The sequence below is a fragment of the Marinomonas flavescens genome (genome assembly GCF_004352835.1).
Lineage (GTDB): Bacteria > Pseudomonadota > Gammaproteobacteria > Pseudomonadales > Marinomonadaceae > Marinomonas > Marinomonas flavescens.
The window spans coordinates 217,623-237,570 of the sequence record NZ_SJSB01000004.1; the positions used below are offsets into that span (position 1 = coordinate 217,623).

At 42.8% G+C, this 19,948-nt stretch carries 13 protein-coding genes; 6 read left to right on the top strand and 7 right to left on the bottom strand.

The genetic code is table 11. The features are described from left to right. Window positions 1-12: 12 nt before the first annotated feature. The gene (locus tag E0D70_RS06225) at window positions 13-1,137 is read right to left on the bottom strand and encodes an efflux RND transporter periplasmic adaptor subunit (protein ID WP_133011408.1); all 1,125 of its coding nucleotides are present in this window, start codon (window positions 1,135-1,137) and stop codon (window positions 13-15) included. Between the two features lie 290 nt (window positions 1,138-1,427). On the opposite strand from E0D70_RS06225, the gene E0D70_RS06230 reads away from it, so the two are divergent. From E0D70_RS06230 to E0D70_RS06245, 4 genes are read left to right on the top strand one after another with little or no spacing between them, the layout of a single operon-like run. Further along, entirely contained in the window at window positions 1,428-3,332 is a 1,905-nt protein-coding gene (locus E0D70_RS06230; protein ID WP_133011409.1) for an ATP-binding cassette domain-containing protein, read from the top strand. A 3-nt stretch (window positions 3,333-3,335) separates the two neighbouring features. Continuing rightward, complete coding sequence (locus E0D70_RS06235; protein WP_133011410.1) at window positions 3,336-3,929, top strand: DUF2760 domain-containing protein; 594 nt, start codon at window positions 3,336-3,338, stop codon at window positions 3,927-3,929. 2 nt (window positions 3,930-3,931) lie between these two features. Continuing rightward, window positions 3,932-5,686 carry an Hsp70 family protein gene (locus E0D70_RS06240; RefSeq protein WP_133011411.1) on the top strand — a complete coding sequence of 585 codons (1,755 nt, stop codon included), beginning with the start codon at window positions 3,932-3,934 and terminating at the stop codon, window positions 5,684-5,686. Then, window positions 5,687-8,389 (top strand): hsp70 family protein, encoded by a 2,703-nt coding sequence (locus E0D70_RS06245; protein WP_133011412.1) that lies wholly within the window; start codon window positions 5,687-5,689, stop codon window positions 8,387-8,389. A 122-nt stretch (window positions 8,390-8,511) separates the two neighbouring features. Here the strand turns inward: E0D70_RS06245 and E0D70_RS06250 are convergent, their stop codons facing one another. After that, on the bottom strand, window positions 8,512-9,381 hold the full coding sequence (locus tag E0D70_RS06250) for a lipase family protein (protein ID WP_133011413.1): 870 nt from the start codon (window positions 9,379-9,381) through the stop codon (window positions 8,512-8,514). Between the two features lie 177 nt (window positions 9,382-9,558). Further along, window positions 9,559-10,476: a ParB/Srx family N-terminal domain-containing protein gene (locus E0D70_RS06255; protein ID WP_133011414.1), complete on the bottom strand. Its 918-nt coding sequence runs from the start codon at window positions 10,474-10,476 to the stop codon at window positions 9,559-9,561. Between the two features lie 301 nt (window positions 10,477-10,777). On the opposite strand from E0D70_RS06255, the gene E0D70_RS06260 reads away from it, so the two are divergent. Beyond that, on the top strand, window positions 10,778-13,051 hold the full coding sequence (locus E0D70_RS06260) for a bifunctional diguanylate cyclase/phosphodiesterase (protein ID WP_133011415.1): 2,274 nt from the start codon (window positions 10,778-10,780) through the stop codon (window positions 13,049-13,051). A gap of 85 nt (window positions 13,052-13,136) precedes the next feature. Here the strand turns inward: E0D70_RS06260 and E0D70_RS06265 are convergent, their stop codons facing one another. Beyond that, window positions 13,137-14,810, bottom strand: a complete 1,674-nt coding sequence (locus E0D70_RS06265; RefSeq protein WP_133011416.1) for a methyl-accepting chemotaxis protein — start codon at window positions 14,808-14,810, stop codon at window positions 13,137-13,139. Between the two features lie 360 nt (window positions 14,811-15,170). Between E0D70_RS06265 and E0D70_RS06270 the strand changes: the two genes are divergently transcribed. Continuing rightward, window positions 15,171-15,785, top strand: a complete 615-nt coding sequence (locus E0D70_RS06270) for a MarC family protein (protein WP_133011417.1) — start codon at window positions 15,171-15,173, stop codon at window positions 15,783-15,785. A 91-nt stretch (window positions 15,786-15,876) separates the two neighbouring features. Here the strand turns inward: E0D70_RS06270 and acnA are convergent, their stop codons facing one another. From acnA to E0D70_RS06285, 3 genes are all read right to left on the bottom strand, one after another. Next, entirely contained in the window at window positions 15,877-18,621 is a 2,745-nt protein-coding gene (gene acnA / locus E0D70_RS06275; protein WP_133011481.1) for an aconitate hydratase AcnA, read from the bottom strand. 172 nt (window positions 18,622-18,793) lie between these two features. Beyond that, on the bottom strand, window positions 18,794-19,285 hold the full coding sequence (locus E0D70_RS06280; RefSeq protein ID WP_133011418.1) for a putative 4-hydroxy-4-methyl-2-oxoglutarate aldolase: 492 nt from the start codon (window positions 19,283-19,285) through the stop codon (window positions 18,794-18,796). A gap of 142 nt (window positions 19,286-19,427) precedes the next feature. Next, window positions 19,428-19,946, bottom strand: a complete 519-nt coding sequence (locus E0D70_RS06285; RefSeq protein ID WP_133011419.1) for a hypothetical protein — start codon at window positions 19,944-19,946, stop codon at window positions 19,428-19,430. Between the last annotated feature and the right edge of the window lie 2 nt (window positions 19,947-19,948).

A 19,948-nucleotide genomic window follows, 5' to 3' on the forward strand; every position in this document is an offset into this window, starting at 1 on the left:
TAAAAATCCTTATTAATAGTGGGCTTCAACAGTGTCGCCAGCGGAAACAAAACCTTGTCCGACCGTGATCAAGTTGACAGTGTCTGGCAGGCCAGTTACCCAGACATTGTCTCGTCCAGATTTGACAATACTGACTGGAAAAATGGTCACTTGATTGCGGTCGTTCAATACTTTTACAGCGGTATGTCCATTGTCATCTAGGGTAAGTAGGGCGGGTGAAAAGGCTTGAGCTTTTTGCTTGGTAAGCGTGAAATCTACGTCAGCGGTTAATCCTGTTGGGATCTTATGTGTAGGGTTGTGTATTGATAACTCGACGCTAATGGCGCGGCTCTCTTGATTTGCTTCTGCACTAATATAAGACACACTGCCAGTGGTCTCAAAACCAGATTCTAAGCGAACTTCCCCCAGTGTTCCTATTTTGATTTGTTGTATTCTGTTTTGTGGAATAGACACTTGAATGCGCAGCGGGTCTAAAGAAATGAGTGAGCCAATCGGTGTGTCCTCACCCACTATTTGTCCTTGTTTTACCGTTAATGTGTTCAGTGTGCCAGTAAAAGGTGCGGTAACCGTGGCGTTTTCTAAATGGATTTCCAGTGTCTTTAGATTGCTTTGTGCGGCCGCGAGGTTAGTTTTGGCTTCGGCTAATTTAACATTAGAGGCTAAGTTCTTGGCTTTCAGTTTTGTCAGACCGTCTAGTTCTATACTTCTTTGTTGTGTTAGTAGCGTCGCTTCTTTTATTTGCGATTTAAGTGCTCGAGTATCAATTTGCAAAATTGGCTCACCCTTCTTCAAAAAGTCGCCTTTATCAGCATACAGCGCAACAATTTTCCCTTTATAGCTATTGGTTAACACAAGGGTTTTGTCGGCAAGGGTTTGTCCCGAAAGGGTAAGGTGTAATTCGGTCATTTGCGCGTGAATGGTTTTGGCTTGAACCGAATACTGTTGAGTGCTTAGGGATTTGTTGGCATTGCTGTTTAGTGCATTCTCTTTAGGGCTGCTGTCTTCTGAGCTTTTTGTTGAGCTGGGATCATCATGTTGGGCTGTGGTGATGCCATGGCCACCTGCAATCATCCATAAAACAGCGGCAACGGTTATCGTGATCGCAAAAATTGGACCTGCTTTGTTTTTAAGCTCCATTAACCGCTCCCTAGTAGGCTGGTTTATATTGTTCTTATGTTGTATGTCGTTATCAAGTTTGTGTCAATTATATGCACAATTGAAGGGCGATAAAATGATCCTTGTTTGCTTATCTAAGCATATTGTTCGTGATTATGTAGATAGATACCAATGTATGGGCTTTTTTCTCTTTTTAATTAATGGTTTTTGTCAGTTTTTGGATTACAGTTTCTTTGTTTCGCTAAACCTTCGTTAGGAAGGGTGATATTATACGCGCACAAAATTTACCCTCTTTTTTTATTTGGATAGATATGAGTCTATTGTCGTTAGAACAGGTCAGTGTTGCATTCGGGCATAATCCGCTGCTGTCAAAAATCAGTTTTGCTGCTGAAGCCGGCGAACGTGTTGCTATCATCGGTCGTAATGGTGCTGGTAAATCTACGTTATTAAAAATTATTTCAGGCGAGCAGGTTGCCGATGAAGGCATGGTTCGAATCGAAGGCGGTATGCGTGTTGCGCAGCTTCCTCAAGAACTTCCTGATGCCAACAACAAAACTGTACGTGAAGTAGTGAGTGAAGGCGCAGGTAAAGCTCATGACCTAATGAAACGTTACTTTGCGTTGTTAGAAGATTTTGAAAATGACCACGCTAATGAGCTTGGTGATATTCAAACGGAGCTGGATAAGATTCAAGGCTGGGATCTTGAGCAACGCGTGAATCACATGATTCAGCGTTTAAAACTTCCTGCAGACAAGTTAATGTCTGAATTGTCTGGTGGGTGGCGTCGTCGTGTTATTTTGGCTCAAGCTTTGGTATCAAATCCAGACGTGCTTTTGCTCGACGAACCAACAAACCATTTGGACGTTCCTACTATCGAGTGGATGGAGCAGCAGCTTCAGCAATTCCGTGGTTTGATTTTGTTTATTACCCATGACCGTCGTTTCCTTGAGAAACTAGCCAATCGTATTATCGAATTGGATCGTGGTAACTTAATTTCTTTTAGTGGCAACATTAACGAATTTCTTGTCTTCAAAGAAAAACTTTTAGAAGAAGAAGAGCGTGCCAATGCGTTGTTTGATAAGCGTTTGGCAGAAGAAGAAGTCTGGATTCGCCAAGGTATTAAAGCACGTCGCACCCGTAACGAAGGTCGAGTACGAGCGCTAAAAGCGTTGCGTGTTGAACGTTCTGAGCGTATTGGTCGTCAAGGCAACGCTAAAATGACGATTGAGTCGAAAGACAGCTCCGGCAAATTGGTAGCAGAGTTCACACAAGTGGCCCATTCGTTTGAAGACAAGGTAATTCTTCGCCCAATGGATTTGATCGTCAATCGTGGAGATCGGATTGGACTGATCGGACCAAATGGTTGCGGTAAAAGTACTTTTCTAAAAATCCTGTTAGGCGATTTAAAAGCAGATTCAGGTACAGTGCGCCAAGGTACTAAGCTAAACGTAGCGTATTTTGATCAGCTGCGTGAGCAATTAGACCCTGAACAAACGGTTGCTGAGAATGTCGGTGAAGGCAAAGATACCATTGAGATTAATGGTCAGACTAAGCATGTTATTGGTTATCTTGGTGATTTCTTGTTCCCGCCTGAGCGCGCTCGTACGCCAGTAAAAGCCTTGTCAGGTGGTGAGCGTAACCGTGTGTTACTTGCCAAATTATTTACCAAACCTGCGAACCTTCTCGTAATGGATGAGCCAACCAACGACCTTGATGTGGAAACATTAGAGTTGTTAGAAGAGCTGCTATTAAATTACGACGGCACCTTGCTGTTAGTAAGCCATGACCGTGCATTTTTGGACAGTGTTGTGACCAGCGTAATTGCCTTTGAAGGTGAAGGCCGTGTACGTGAATACGTCGGTGGTTACCAAGATTGGATTCGTCAAGGTGGTAAATTCCCAACAGAATCTACATCGCAAACCAACGAAACGAAACCTGCCAAAATTGAAATCAAAAAAGAAGCGGTGGCCGTGGCCGCTAAGCCGAAAGCAAAGCTGAGCTATAAAATACAGCGCGAATTTGATTTGATGCCAGAAGTGATTGCTAAGTTAGAGCAAGAAATTGCCGCTTTGCATCAAATCACTAGTGCTGCAGATTTTTATGCCGGTGATGCGAAGCAGGTTCAAAAGACCTTATCGAAAGTCACTACTAAAGAGCACGAACTTGAGACAACCATGGAGCGTTGGCTTGAGTTAGAAGAAATGCAGAATGGGTAGATTATGAGCCAAAAAATCACATCAATCTCTTTTATACCGCGCTTCTTTGGCGCGTTTGGTCAGTTTTTTAAATACATGGGCAGTGGCGATTACGCTGCCCGTTGTTCTGCTGTAGGTAAGGGTGAAGTGCTGGCCTTTGAAGCAGAGCCCACTGTAATAACCAAAGAAATTGAAGTCATTCGTGAAGTCGAAGTGGCTGCGCCAGTATTGGCCACCGTCAATGAGGACGGTGCTCACCAACTGTTGCAATTATTACAACACGAAGCACGTTTTATCGATTTTATTCAAGAAAGTATCGATGGCTATGACGACGCCGAGGTTGGCGCGGCTGCGCGCCAAATTCATGCCGGTTGCTCTAAAGTGATTAACCAGCACTTTACTATCGACGTTGTTAACACAGCACCAGAGAACAGCCGTGTTGAAGTAGCATCTGACTACGACGCTAAGCAGATCAAGCTAGAAGGTCGTGTTGAAGGTACTGGCCCATATGCTGGTACCTTAATTCATCCTGGTTGGAAAGTGACAAAAACTCAGCTTCCAAAAGTCAGCAGCACCGACAATCTAACCATCTTAGCGCCCGCTGAAATAGAGGTTTAACTATGAGCGATTATTTTATTGGTATCGATTTAGGTACCACGCATTCGGCTGTCTTCTATTCTGAATCAAAACAAGAAAACGCAACGCCTGAGATTAAACAACTCAGTATTCCGCAATTTACCGCGGCAGGACAAATAACAGAACAGCCTTTATTGCCATCTTTTGTTTACTTTCCTCATGCGACCGAATTTTTAGAAAGCGATTTGCAGCTGCCTTGGGGTAGAGCAAATTCCATCGTTGGTCAATTGGCTCGTGAGTTGGGTGCGAAATCTTCTGGGCGCTTGGTTCAAAGTGCGAAAAGTTGGTTGTGTCATTCACGAGTGGGTGCTGATGAAGCTATTTTACCGGTCGACGCGTTAGAAGAGGTCTCAAAAGTCTCGCCAGCGCAGATCACGGAAACATTATTATCTCATCTTGTACATGCTTGGACGCTGGCGTTTCCAAATGCCCCCATTGCAGAGCAAGATGTGGTTATTACTGTGCCAGCCTCATTTGATCCAGCCGCACGCGCTATTACCGAGCAAGCAGCGGAACGTGTAGGCTTGCGTGCACGTTTGATTGAAGAGCCTTTGGCTGCGTTTTATGCGTGGTTAGCTGACCAAGAAACTTGGGGTGATGCCTTACACGTCGATGAGCACATTTTAGTGGTTGATGTGGGTGGTGGTACTACCGATTTATCCTTGATTCAAGCGGTTGAGCAAGATGGAACGTTAGGGTTAGAGCGTGTTGCTGTTGGCCGTCATATCCTTCTTGGTGGCGATAACATGGATATGACGCTGACTTACCATTTGGCCGGTCAGCTTGCACAAAGTGGAACGACCCTAGAGCCGTGGCAAATTTCTGGTTTAACTCAAGCGTGCCGTGAGGCGAAAGAGAGGTTGCTGTCTAACGCAGACTTGTCTGATGTGAGTGTTGTCGTACCAAGTCGCGGACGTAGCCTGTTTAATAACAGCATCAAAACAACCTTGACTCAAAACGATGTTCAGCAGCTATTGTTGCAAGGCTTTTTTCCAGAAGTGACGTTTGGTGAGCAAGCTCATAAAGCTCCACGTAGTGGTATCAGTACCATTAATTTGGATTATGAAAGTGATCCTGCGATTACTCGCCATATCAGTGAGTTCTTGGCGCAGCATAATGCTAAACCAACAAAAATCCTGCTCAACGGCGGTGTATTTAATGCCAGCTTGATTCGCAGCACGATAGAAACTCGACTGCGCGCCATGTTAGAGGGTGTTGAGCTGACTATGTTAGCACCGTCACACCTTGATCATGCGGTGGCGAAAGGAGCAACCTATTATGCCTTGGTGCAAGCTGAAGGTGGGGTAAAAGTAAAAAGTGGCTTAGCGGCGAATTATTATATTGGTGTCGCTAGCCCAATGCCTGCTATTCCAGGAATGGCGCCACCAGTGGATGCTGTTTGTGTGGCGCCATTTGGTTTGGATGAAGGTTCAGAAGAGCAAATGTTACCGAATGAGTTCTCGCTTGTTGTGGGTGAATCGGTGACCTTCCGTTTCTTCCAATCGCAAGGCAATCAAGTAGATTCAGTGGGTAAGGTGATTTCTTCTTTTGCGCTTGGTCAGCTTATTGAATTGAATCCCATTAGTATTCAATTGGATGCGGGGCATTATCAAGAAGGTGAAATGGTTCGAGTGTATCTAACCGCTCGTGTCACGGAGTTAGGATTGCTTTTATTGCAAGCTCACGATACGAAATCGGACCTAAACTGGACGATTGAGTTTCAAGTCAGGGAGGCGTAAATGCCAGAGTCAGTTTTTCGAGTTGGGATTGATTTAGGTACGACCAATTGCGTCGTATCCTATTTATCGAATGATGGAGGTGAGCCGACTCTATTGCCAATTCCGCAAGTCATGTCAGATGGTTCTGTGCAAGAATTTACCTTCTTGCCAAGCGCTATCTATCTATTGGCGGCGGATGAAAAACTGGACCCGGTACTGCCTTGGCGTAATGGTGATAAAGGGCGTGTCGTTGGTGTGGGCGCGTTAGCGCTTGGTCAGCGTCGTGCCGGACAATTAGTGCAGAGCGCAAAAAGTTGGTTGAGTCATCGCCAAGTAGATCGTCGTTCTGCCATTCTTCCTTGGGCAAGCGAATTTGCTAAAAAAATAAGCCCATTGGAAGCTAGCCAAGTGTTGCTAATGCACATCAAGCAAAGCTGGAATTATACGTTTCCTGATGCGCCTCTAGAAAAGCAAAAAGTTGCTTTGACCTTGCCAGCCTCTTTTGATGAAGAGGCGCGTGCTTTAACCCTTGAGGCAGCAAAAAATGCAGGTCTCGATGATTTGTACTTGCTTGAAGAGCCGCAAGCTGCTTGCTATCACTATATTAACGACGATGTGAAACTGGCGGCATTAGCAAACAAAAAAATGCTCTTAGTGGTTGATATTGGTGGTGGCACTAGCGATTTTAGCTTGGTTTCTGTTCAGCCGACTACGTCCGCTAATAAGAGTGTGTCACTAAAGCGTATAGCGGTAGGCGAACACTTATTATTAGGTGGTGATAATTTAGATCAGGCGTTGGCTTTTCAGCTTGATCCTAAGCAAATTTCCGCATTGTCTGCGACGCGGCTTGCTGCGTTAGTACAGCAAACGCGTCAAGCCAAAGAGACATTGCTCGGTGAAGCTGCCCCAGATCATGTCAGTATTACAGTGCTGGGCGGCGGCAGTCGTTTGATCGGTGGTTCTCAGAAATTTTCCGTGTCACGTAATGCGTTACTTGAACAAATTCAAACCGGCTTTTTCCCATTGGTAGACCAGAATACTAAGGTGCAAAAAAGCGCTTACGCCATGCATACTTTGGGCTTGCCGTATGAGTCAGATCCGGCATTTACCCGGCATTTGGCCGCATTTCTTTATACTCATCAAGAGGCTATTCAACAAGCCACTGGTAACACTATGCCAGACGCTGTTTTGTTTAATGGAGGATTGTTTAATAGCCCGCTGTTAAAAACGCAGCTATTAGACCAGCTTAATGCTTGGTCTGACACGCCGTTATTAGCCTGTGTTGCTGATGAACCAAATGATGCCGTTGCGAAAGGGGCTGCTCTTTATTTGAGTGCGCTAGTGGGCGAGGGTGCTCGAATCGAAAGTGGTGTCGCACATGCTTTGTATCTGCAAGTAGGTGACGATCAGTTCGTGGGTATTCTGCCAAAAGACACCCTGAAAGGGGAAACCTTAACCCTAGAACAAGATTTTTTTGTCACCCTAGGTCAACAGGTTCAATTTCCTCTTTATCGTTCAGATGATCATATCGACTGTATTGTAGGCAAAGTACGAAATCACGAAGGGCTGCATTATATTTCTACCTTGTCGACTGAACTGGATGCTTCAATTGATGCGAATGAAGCCGTTGTTAATTTGGCCGTGCAAATGACGGAAGTGGGCGTGTTGCAAGTCTCCTTGAAAAGCAAGAATGAGCGCGATCAGTGGCGTTTACTTTTCTCTACACAGACTAGCGCCTCGTCATCTAACGCATCAGCTGAGAGTGACAAGACTAGTACCGGCTTATTGCCCGCCAATATGGGCCAAGCCGAAGAACATTTGACTAACTGTTTCTCTAGCGCTGGGCAAAAACAAGCACCCGATCTAGTGAAGTCCCTTAAACAGGATTTAGATTCGCTTTTGGGGAGTCGTGACCATTGGAACCTTGCTACCTCGCGACGTCTAGTTGATAAGCTATTGAGCTTGAAATCAGGTCGAATGAAAAGCGCTCAACATGAACGCCAATGGTTGCAACTGATTGGTTATTGTTTGCGTCCTGGTTATGGCGCAGAGGAAGATCTTGCTCGAGTACAGCAAGTGGTTAATCTTACCAAGGTAGGTGCTCAGCATGATGCTGCGGCTGTTTGGGGGCAATATTGGACGCTGTATCGACGTATTGCTGGTGGTTTATCTGTTGAGCAGCAAACCCTTTTATTTAAACAATTTAGCCAATTTTATTCACCGTCGGGCCAGCGTTCTCGTGAAAAAATGAAGGCGTTATTAACTCGTTCTAGTGATGATTTAATTCGTCTTGTTGGTGCCCTAGAGAAGTTAGAACAAGTCGACAAACTGACTGCGATAGAGTGGTTGTTGAAGCGGCTGTCAAAATCCTCAGAGCCTGATACCGCTTGGTGGACATTGGGACGGATTGCTTCACGCCATTTATTGAGTGGGGAGCAGGAAGCTCGTATTCCTGAAGACGCACTGTATCCTCTATTAGACGCAGCTCTAAAAGAGGATTGGAAAAAACGTAAGCAGGCTGGGCTTGCCGCGGTACTTATGAGCCAAATGAATCAGGATGAATCAGCATCGCTTAAAGATTATCGTAAGAAAATTGGCAAAAAGTTAGTAAAAGACAAATGTCCGGCTCAATGGTTAGAGCGTCTTGAAAGCCAAATAGAGATCAATAGTAATGAGCTGAATGCCCTTGTTGGTGAAAGTTTACCGATAGGGTTACGTTTATAGCGTTATCAGACTTGATCTGAGCATCGTACTTGCTTCAATTATCTAAACGGAAATAAAGAACACCCAGTGATATTTTACTGGGTGTTTTTTTATGTCTGGAAAAGCCTATATTCGGGTTGGTCTTAATCGAATGAAAAACCAAATAAATTAATATCTGTTTTATATGGAACTTCCACTGGATTGTCCTGGAGTTCATTAATTCGGCCCATGTAGGTCGACATCTTGTGAGCATTAAGATTTTGTTCGTTAGGAATAGACGTGGTGAATTTTGTCGCTCTTAGGGCGCTTTTTATACCATTGGTTTCAGCGTATTTTTTATCTCCCATTAAAATAACTTCTTGTCCCATATGCCAGAAAATGTCTAAGTCTTTTATTTGTAATGGGCTGATTGGTGGTACTAAAGGCACAATGTCGTGCAGTGTAACAACACGAATCAAGGGTAAGTTACTGAATTTATTGGCTCCCGTCACATTGGTGACTTTGGGTTGTCCAAAGGTAATCAACTGAGTGACTTGGTAATGGTCGTGTTGTAAATACATACCTAAGATAACGGCAATCGCACCACCTAAACTATGTCCAGTGATGTGTATTGCTTCATCTTTTTTAAGATAGGGTTTCATGTTTTCGTAAACGGCTCTCGCGGCAGAAGCAAAGCCTTGGTGCAGTTTAATGTCTAAGATGGGATCAGGTTGTAACGATACCGTTAAATCTACAATGGCGTTTTCTAGGTTAGCGGTGCCTCGGATGGCAATGGTTTGTACTCCGTCCTTCTGGCTTAAGAAATAACTGACTTGAGAGGCAGGTATCAAAGATTGATGAACCAGCTCCTGTCCTTGTTGGTTCAGCCTATCTTTAAGTGTGTCGGCAGTTAGGTAAGTATCGTCAGATAATTTTGCTTGCGCTTTAATAAGGGTAAAATTTTGCGCGGCAATGGCGGACTGGAACGGGGCGATCAAGAAAATGACACTGAGAATAAGAAATTTTTTAAACATGTTGGTGTAGGCGGCTTACTGATTGAAGAGCGCAGAGAGTACTAAAAAATGACATTTTCTAACAGTAAAAATCCTTTTGTCAGTCGTGTTTTACGGTTGCGCGCAAGTTTTGTGCGATCTAGAAACCTTGATCTGCCCTTAACGGCAGATCAAGGTTTTAGGATAACGATGATAATCTTATAAGCTGTTCTTATATTTCAACATATAAGTCACTTTTCCCTTTTTAGGGTTGAACAGTTTATTCAGTCCTTTTTTGTTAAAGGCCGTAAACTGGCCCATTTCTTTGGTTGTTTTTCCTGAGCCGCCAACATTATCGCTTTTCATATTTATAAGGTAATGGCTGACGTCTGTGATAGCTTGGCGGTACCCTTTGGCAGAAGTTAGGTCATAATGGCTTAGATCAATGCCTTTGCGGACTTCTTTAGACCAATAAAATTCAAGAAACGGTACTGGAGATTTAGGCTTGTTCCAGCCTACGTCGCGAGAGTAGTACATGAGGGAGCGGTATTTATCATTTTCAAAATTGGCCATTCCCAAAGAAGTAGGAAGCTGCTGATAGGTAATAGCGTGCCCGGTACTGTTTTGTAGCCATGTATTTCCGTCTATTGCCATGGCTTTCCAAAATGCTGCCATGGTAGGTAATGCTCGATAATCTTTAGCAACGACAACATTGACCTTAAATTGCTTTCCACCATCTTTCATTTGCCAGAAGGCGTTAAATGTATGATGTCCATCAGTAAGATAATATTGGCCATTTGGCGCAATCACTATGGTTTTCATATCTTTCTTTTCTGTGCCCACGGCCTCGTCACATTGAAAACTGCTAGGAATGTTGGGCATAGAACTTGAGGTAAAATGAGATAAACCTTTTTGACCATTTGCTTCACAGATTTCATCAAATTGTTTCTTAGGGTCTGCTTGGAAGCGTCCTAATTTGTAATAAACTTGGTCGTAACCAATAGCAGGTTGGGTAGGGTGCAAAGTACTAAGAGGGACAAGTGCTATGCTGCCTACTTTTAGGTCGTTGGCATTGACGATAGTAGATATAAGCAGTAACAATGAGAAAAGTGGCAGCATTAGCGCTTTGCATTTCATGGCGTGTTTCCTTAGTACGTCTTTGAAAAAAAGCAGTTTACAACGCTTGTGTTACATTTGTATGTGAAGATTAATGTTTATTAATCAATAATCTTCAGTTAGGGCCAAGTAATAGGATGCTGACTTTAGATTGAATTATTTCTTTATAGTGGAAAAGTTTTATTTTTAATGTGGAGAGTCGTCTTAACGTTTGATATTACCTCGAAAACACTAAAACCAAACAAGCAAATATTATATAATTTACGAGGTTGTTTTGAGCTACAATCGTACAATATCCCCATTCACCTATAAGGACGATTAGATGGATAATGTGACTGGTTACAGTAGACTAAAAATAGGATTAGTTTCGGTTATAATTAGTTTTACTTGTCTTCTTGTATTTTTGTTCCTCTACTCTTTTGTTGAAATGTCCACATTTCAGCTGGGGCTCTCCATCGTTGCTCTTGTGTTTATTTCAGGTGGGATCACTTCTGTTTTTCTACACAAAATATTTATGAAAAACATGGATCTCATTACCAATGTTATTCATGAGATGGAAGACATTGTTACCGTTAAGGAATACAACGGAGATTATGTTTTTTGCAATAAAAGACTAGCCTATTTATACGGCAGTACACCTGATGAAATGATAGGTAAAAACGATTATTTTTTTGATCGGCATAGAGATCAAGCGGATGCCTTTTTGGAGAGTTTGCAGTCTGTTATCAATAAGTTTGAAAAAGAAACCGTTAGTGAGTCTTTGTACGATATTGATACCGGTAGAAAGCAACACCTTTGCTCCACTAAAATTCCATTCAGAGATACTCAAAACAACCTTAAAGTTGCTATCGTTGCTAAAGATGTTACTGATATCACACAATTGAAAGAAGATGCCGATAGAGATAAAAGACGCCTTGAACATGCCTTAGATGTGTCTGAGGAAGGCTTGTGGGAATGGGATGTTCACACCAATCAAGTGCTTCACAATGCGCGATGGGACCTGATTACGGGTGTTGAATCGAGCCAAGAAACCTTTAAAGAGTTTGAGGCCTGTATTTTACCTGAAGACCGAGTGGCAGTGGTTCAGGCATTGGATTTGTTATTGAAGACGAGCCAGCCATATAGTATTGAGTTTCGTATAAAACGGCCTGATGGGAAAGTAATATGGGTTTGGGATCGTGGCCGTGTGGCTGAGTTTGATAGTAATGGTGATCCAACTTGGTTGGTGGGTATTATTCTAGATATCACCACAGAAAAATATAACCAACAAAAAATTGAACGTCTTGCTTATTATGATGGACTGACAGGTCTTGTAAATCGTACCCAACTGGAAATTGAGTTGGAAAAGACCCTCTTATTAAGTAAACAAGAGGATTGCTATAGTGCTGTTTTGTTCTTAGATCTTAATCGTTTTAAATTGCTAAATGATAGTTATGGGCATCATATGGGTGATAAATTGCTCAAAATGGTCGCCACTCGCTTGTTAGATGTAAGCAAAGAGACAATGATTACCTCTCGTTTTGGTGGTGATGAATTTGTCATTATCTATCCGCTAATTGATTCAGATAAAGAAGTATCGACGATTGAAGCTCAGAAGCATGCGGATTCGTTAATTAAAGAAGTATCAAAAACGTTTACAATAGAAAACGACCATCATGATGTGTCTGTTGATTACGATATTTCTATTAGTGTTGGCGGAATAGTCTTTAAAAGCAATGATGTGACTGCTGGTGCATTGCTACAATTGGCGGATCTTGCGTTGTACCGTGCTAAATCAAGTAGCAGTAAACATGCTCTATTATTTGATATTGATATGAAAGATGATTTGACGCATATAAGTCAACTTAATAAGGACATGCGACAGTCTGTTCTTGATCATGATTTCATTATTTATCTTCAACCTAAGGTGAACAAAGAGGCGGTATTAATAGGAGCTGAAGCTTTGGTTCGTTGGCAGCATCCAGTACGAGGGTTGTTGCCTCCGGTTGCTTTTATGGACCAAGCGGAAGAAAGTAATCTGATTATTAATATTGGCGAGCAAGTTCTTATGCAGGCCTGCGAACAGCTACAGAAGTGGCAACAGTCCTCAAGTACCCAAATGTTAACTATGTCAGTGAATTTAAGCGCCAAGCAAATCTGGCAAAGCCAATTTGTTGAAGATTTCATGGCGACGGTTTGCGCCTATGATATTGATAAAAGCAAACTCATTGTTGAGGTTACCGAGACGGTTTTGCTTCAAGATATCAATGACGCGACGGATAAAATGAATAGATTAAAGTCTCATGGTATTGCCATTTCTTTGGATGACTTTGGTACGGGTTATTCATCACTTAGTTATTTACATCGACTGCCGATTGATGAGCTTAAAATAGATCGTTCTTTTATTAAAGATTTGGCAGGAGGTGAGCAAATTCGCTTAATGGTTAAGTCGATAGTGGATCTAGCGGATAATTTTGGTGTGAGTGTGGTGGCAGAAGGAGTGGAAACCAATGAGCAATTTGAGTTGTTAAAGCAGCATGATGTTTATGGTTATCAAGGATATTATTTTAGTAAACCTATTTCGCTGGCAGAATTTGATCTTCGCTATCAGGGTTAGTTTTTTGTATAGCTTGAATGAGTGCTCAGCTTGGCTTGGTTGAATGAGCTCCCAAGCTGACCACTTGCTCAATACCGTTGAGTTATTAGGCTTTAAACTTATCGGTAATGCTTTTTATAATTTGTGCTTGTTTTTCTAATCTATCCATCTGAACTGAAGTCTCATTAGAATCATTACCAATATCCTCTGCTAACTGAGCAATACCTGACACGTTTTGAGAGATACTATTTGCAACTTGAGATTGTTCGTTTGCAGAGGTAGCAACTTGAACGTTCATCAATGTTAGGTTTCTAATAGACTCGGTGCTTGAGTCAATGATGCTATTAATTTTGGTCATAGACTCAACGACTTTTTCTTGCTGTTCCGTTGAACCGTGCATTTCATCGATCGTTTTAACGGCACTGGTCTGAAGTTTTTCCAGAATGTCTTTAATTTCTACGGTGCTTTGTTGAGTGCGTTGTGCGAGACCGCGAACTTCATCGGCGACAACCGCAAAGCCTCGACCTTGCTCTCCAGCCCTTGCTGCTTCAATTGCAGCATTGAGCGCTAAGAGATTAGTCTGCTCTGAAATACCTTGTATTACCCCTAGCGCTGTGTTGATTTCTTCGACATTGACTCCGACTACTTCTACGGATTGTTCTACATTGGTTAATACACGACTTAATTCATTTAACTGAGTGCTTGAGAATTGAACTTGTTTCACCACTTCCTGAATTTCTGCTTCAACGTGTTCGGCAGAATGCTTAGTGGATTCTGCTATATCGGCAATTTGTACAGAATTGGAAGCCATTTCTTCAACCGCAGTAGCAACCATATTGGTTTCGTCTATCTGCTTAGAAGAGACTGCTTGCAACTTTGCTTTCTGTCCATTGGCAGTCATTGAAATAGAATGTAATTCGTCACTCGAACGCTTCAGCTCTTTAATATCAATCGCCATTGAGCTTAAAAATGTATTAAAGTCATTTGCTATATTGTTAAGGATATCAATTGAGCTGTTTGGTAGCTGATTGGTTAGGTCTCCTTGGCCAGACGCTAGGTCTTTGACTGAGTCGCTCAATATGTATAAGGGTTTCAAAATTGTCTTGGAGGACAATAAAACACATAAAGTAAGGGCGATAAATACAGCTGCGAGGATTAACAAAGCATTTAGTAAGCTATTGTCTTGAATTTTTTTGATCGAGGTTTGGATGCTTCCAATGAGTTTGTTTGTGCTGTCGATGTAGAAACCTGAGCCAATGACAACATTCCATTTTGATATATAAACTGCGTAGCCGAATTTCTCAGACGCTTCTTTTGCACCTGGTTTAGGGAAGTAGAAAGTACTAAAACCATCTCCTTTCATGGCAGACTTGATTATGTCCTGAATGAAAAACTTGCCTTTTTTATCTTTAGCATCCCAATAGTTTCCACCTAAGGCGGCGCCTGCGCCATGCATCACCCGTACACCACTTGTGTCGTAGGCATAAAGGTAGCCTTGACCGTTATCAAATTTCACCTTGTTTAAGGTTTTTAGAGCATCTTCTAAGCCTGTTTTATCTGGCTTGTTTAGATCGTCTTGGATGACGCTCAAAGAAGTGCTTAAAACGGAAACTAGACGTTTCTTCTCAATATCAATTGTGGTCTTTTCGGTTAGGCTAGAAACGCCATCGCTAATAGATCGTAATGTGTTCATTTGTATGATTGCGCTAATAACGGCAATTATTAGAAAAGGTGCAAAAGCGAGTAAGTAGATACGTAGTTTTAAGGACTTAAATATCATTTGAAATAGATTTCCTATTATATTTTATGGGCGCTATGTTTACCGATAAATTGAGCGAGCAAGTAGAAATGGAATGTAGGAAATTTGAATGCAGAGGGTTAGGACAAGTTTTTCTTTAGGCTTCCTTGATGAAAGCGGTAAGTAAATGCCTTGATTTATACCTTCCTTAACAAATATTAGATTGGTACTATGCTCAGCCCAATTTAGCGGGTAGATAGTTAAGTATAGCCTCATTAAAATCAATCAGAAGCTAGTTTTATTTTGTTAAAACATGCCAAACATCAAGATTTCATATTTTTTGTCTATGCATTCTAGTTTTCAGTGGCTATCTCTTTTTAAAACCTAAGATATGAGTTCTTCATGAATACCGATTTTTCTATTCTCTCGACGTTTTTATTGTTCCTGTTTGTTATTGACCCTTTTGGTAACATTCCGATCCTACTGTCCGTGATGAAAGGCGTTCCACAGAAGCGTCAATATACAATCGTTGCACGCGATGGTGTGATTGGTTTGGTTATTTTGGTGGCGTTCTTGTATTTCGGTGCGCAATTTATGCAGCTGCTGCATTTGGAAACAGAGTCTATCTCTATTGCGGGTGGGGTGGTCTTGTTTGTGATTGCGCTTAAAATGATTTTCCCATCGGTCATGGCGAAAGAAAAAAACGCGGTGATCGAACCCTTCATCGTACCCATTTCTATTCCTATGTTGGCTGGACCATCAACGCTGGCGACCTTATTAGTCATGGTGAAAAGCTACCCAAGTGATCACGGTGGGTTGTTGGTCTCTGTTGTTTGTGCGTGGGGTGTGTCTGTTTTCGTTTTAATGATGGCGCCAATGCTGAATAGGTTATTGAAAGAAAAAGGGCTAGCTGCATTAGAACGCTTAATGGGGATGCTATTGTTGATGATGTCTGTTCAGATGATTGTTAATGGTGTACGTAGTCTGTTCACACACACGCTTAGTGCATTAAGTTAGCGAATAGAGCAGCTTTTTATTATGGATGCTCGTAAAAAAACGCCCAATTCATCACTGAATTGGGCGTTTTAATTGTGTTTTAAACCGCTAGCTAGTTGAGCATGTTACGCAGTACGTATTGCAAAATACCTCCGTGGTTGTAGTAATCCCACTCTTTTGGCGTATCAATGCGCACATCAACAAGAATATCTGTTTGCTTACCGTTATTGTCGGTGGCCACTAGGGTGACTTGCGTTGCTTTGTCGGTCAGACCCTTGATATCAAATTGCTCTTGTCCTGTTAAGCCTAATGACTCATGGCTTTCACCGTCTTTGAATTGTAAGGGTAGAATCCCCATACCAATTAAATTAGAACGATGGATGCGCTCATAACTTTGTGCAATGACCACTTTCACACCCAGTAACAAAGAACCTTTTGCTGCCCAGTCACGAGAGGAACCAGTGCCATATTCTTTGCCGGCTAGAATGATAAGCGGGATATTATTGCTTTGGTATTCCATAGCGGCATCATAAATAGTCGCCAGTTCATCATTAGGTTGTGTGCGGGTTACGCCGCCTTCTGTGCCAGGAGCAAGTAAGTTTTGCAGCCTGACGTTGGCAAAAGTGCCGCGCATCATCACTTCGTGGTTACCACGACGAGATCCGTAAGAGTTAAACTGTGATTTTTCTACGCCATGTTCTTGTAGATACAAGCCTGCTGGAGCGTCTACTTTAATGGCGCCGGCTGGCGATATGTGATCAGTGGTCACTGAATCCCCCAGTTTTGCCAAACAGCGAGCACCTTCTATGGTAGGAATCCCTGGTGGCGTTTTGGTCATACCATCAAAAAAGGGCGCTTTTTTGATGTAAGTGGATGCCGTATTCCAATCATAAAGTTTGCCATCGGGGATTTGAATTGTTTGCCAATGCTCATCGCCTTTGTAAACATTCGCATAGCTTTTTTCAAACATGTCTTGGGTGACCGTCACCTTAACCAGATCGCTTACTTCTTTGGCGCTTGGCCAGATATCTTTAAGATAAATGTCACGGCCTTGTGGATCTTGTGTGAGCGGTTCGTTGTAAACATCTATGTCAGTACGACCAGCAATTGCATAGGCAACGACCAGTGGTGGTGAGGCCAAGAAGTTCATTTTTACATCTTGGTGAATGCGTCCCTCAAAGTTACGGTTACCCGATAAAATGGAACTTACAATGAGTTGATGTTTTTGTATCGCCTCAGATATTTCATCGCCTAATGGTCCTGAGTTACCGATGCATGTGGTACAGCCATAACCTACGAGATTAAAGCCGAGGCTGTCTAAGTCCTCCAATAACCCTGCTTTTTTTAAATAGTCTGTTACAACTTTGGAGCCGGGCGCGAGAGACGTTTTTACCCAAGGTTTTGTATTGATGCCTAATGCTTTGGCTTTTTTAGCAACCAGCCCAGCCGCCATAATAACGCTCGGATTTGAGGTGTTCGTACAGCTTGTAATCGCGGCAATAACACAAGCGCCATCGTTTAGCTCAAACTCTTGGCCTTTAAAGGTGACGTTGGCGGCCCCCATGAATTGCGCTTCATCTATTGGCTCTTCTGGGTTGGTGATAGGCCCTTCACTGTCAATGAGCGTTATGGCGTCACCGTTATGAGCACGGCGAGCGATTCGTTCGTCTTGAAAGGTTTTTAAGTGGTTACGAATGACGCTTCCGGCTTCATTAAGCGGTATTCTATCTTGAGGTCTTTTAGGGCCTGCAAGGCTTGGCACGACATTATTAAGTGCAAACTCAAGCTCATCGGTATAGTCCGCTTCGTCGCCCTCATTTCGCCACAGTCCTTGGTGTTTTGCATAGTGCTCAATCAGTTGAATCTGTTCTTCATCACGATTGGTTAAACGGAGGTAATTAATGGTTTCATCATCGATTGGAAAAATACCGCACGTAGCACCGTATTCTGGTGCCATGTTGGCAATTGTCGCTCTATCCGCTAGTGGTAAGTCAGCCAAACCATCGCCGTAGAATTCGACGAACTTGCCTACAACCCCATAATTTCTGAGCATTTCCGTCACCGCTAATACTAAATCTGTCGCGGTGGTTCCTTCTGGTAATCGGCCTGTTAATTTCACACCAACAACTTGCGGGATGAGTAAGCTAATAGGTTGACCCAGCATGGCAGCTTCGGCTTCAATGCCGCCAACACCCCAGCCGAGTACCCCCAAACCATTGATCATGGTGGTATGGGAGTCTGTCCCAACCAGCGTGTCAGGGTAGGCGACCTTTTTGCCATTTTTGTCTTCATTAAAGACAACGCGTGCCAAATATTCTAAATTTACTTGGTGAACAATGCCGGTTGCTGGCGGCACAACTTTTAAATTATCAAAGGCGGTTTGACCCCAACGCAGAAATTCGTAGCGCTCTTTATTGCGTTCATATTCGAGTTTTGCATTTAAATCGAAAGCCCCATTGTTGCCATAGCCATCCACTTGTACTGAGTGGTCAATCACTAATTCGGCGGGCGACAGTGGGTTGATTTTGGCGGGATCTCCACCCAGCTTTTCCATTGCATCGCGCATCGCCGCTAAATCAACGATGGCAGGTACGCCAGTGAAATCTTGCATAACAACGCGCGCGGGAGTGAAGGCAACTTCGGCTGTGGGGGTTGCTTTGGAATCCCAGTCTAATAAGGCTTGAATATCTTGTTTTTTGATATTAACGCCATCTTCATTTCGCAGTAGATTTTCAAGCAAGATTTTTAAAGAAAAAGGTAAACGATTGGCTTTCTGGCCAAGCCCTTTTAAAGAATGAATATGATAGTGCTCGCTGTTAACAGCGAGAGAGTATTGGGTGTCGAAACTATTGTTCATCATGTGCCCCTTTGATAATTAAATAGAGTTGTAAGGATTTACCTCTGTTAGTGATGTTGAAAAGTTCATACCTCGTTGTCGTACTTAGTATGAACGCAGTTAACTAGCACATTGCAGATAGCGTGCTGAGTTCTAATCTTTATAACGAAAACTTTATAATGAAAAATGCTATTTACGACTTTGGCATTGCAAGCGGTTGTTTAGCAACTGCAATCCCATTTAAATCACAATATATATAGTCGCCTTGCATCACGGTTATGCCTGCAAAGTGAAGCGTTTTACCAACGTCTCCTAAGCCACGTTTTTCAGTTGGTACCGGGTGTGCGTTCAAAGCGTGAATACCGAGATTGACTTGAGATTGGGCGGCGACATCACGAATTGCGCCATTAATGACAATCCCTTCCCAGCCATTTTTCGCGGCTTTATCTGCCAGCATGTCACCCAGTAATGCTCGACGAACGCTGCCTCCGCCGTCGATAACTAACACCTTACCTTTGCCTTGAGTGGCGACGAGCTCTCGAACGCGGCTGTTATCTTCAAAGCAAGATATGGTGACAACTTCTCCATAGAAATGGGATTTTTTGCCATAGGATTTGAAAATTGGATCAGCAATCTGAAGATGTTCACGGTAGAGATCGCATAAGTCGGGGAGAATATCTATCACAAGGGCTCCAGTTTGAGTCAGAAAAGGTAAAGTTAATCATTAACAATTAATCTCTTCTGACTCTAAATAGGATACCTTAGTAGCGCCAGTTTCTTGTCTTTATACTCATCATTTTATTGACCTATAACAGTGTCAAGAAACCTTACTCTTGGGTGCTATCTGGAATGTCTGCGGGATCTATCAATCCGTGTTCAACCGCAATCTGCAACAATTGAATGATAATTTCATCAGGTGGTAGCAAGTGTAGAGGGGTGGTTAGGCCTTGCTCTGCCAGTGAATCGTTTAGCGACACGCCGCGTTCATCGAACCAAGAATGAATACTCAGTATTTCAAAGCTCGGATCTAAGTTTTTGATGTTATAAGTGGCTTCCACCAGTAGGCTTAACTCATCAGGGTCAAGTCCATAAATAACGTCAGTATCGAATTCATTGGTCCACTCAACCAATATGTCGCTGGCTTCAAAGCCGAATTCGTACAGTTGATTTTCATCAAGGTTTAGGGCGTTCGCATCGATATGATGATTTTCTAACCATTCGTCATCAGGAATCACAAGCACTTCTTTCACTTGTGCTTCTGGCGTTGACCAAGTAAATAAAAGAGGAAAAGCGGGCTCGTCAGATGAATTGGCGACAGCCGTCATGAATATAGGTAAACTTGCCATAT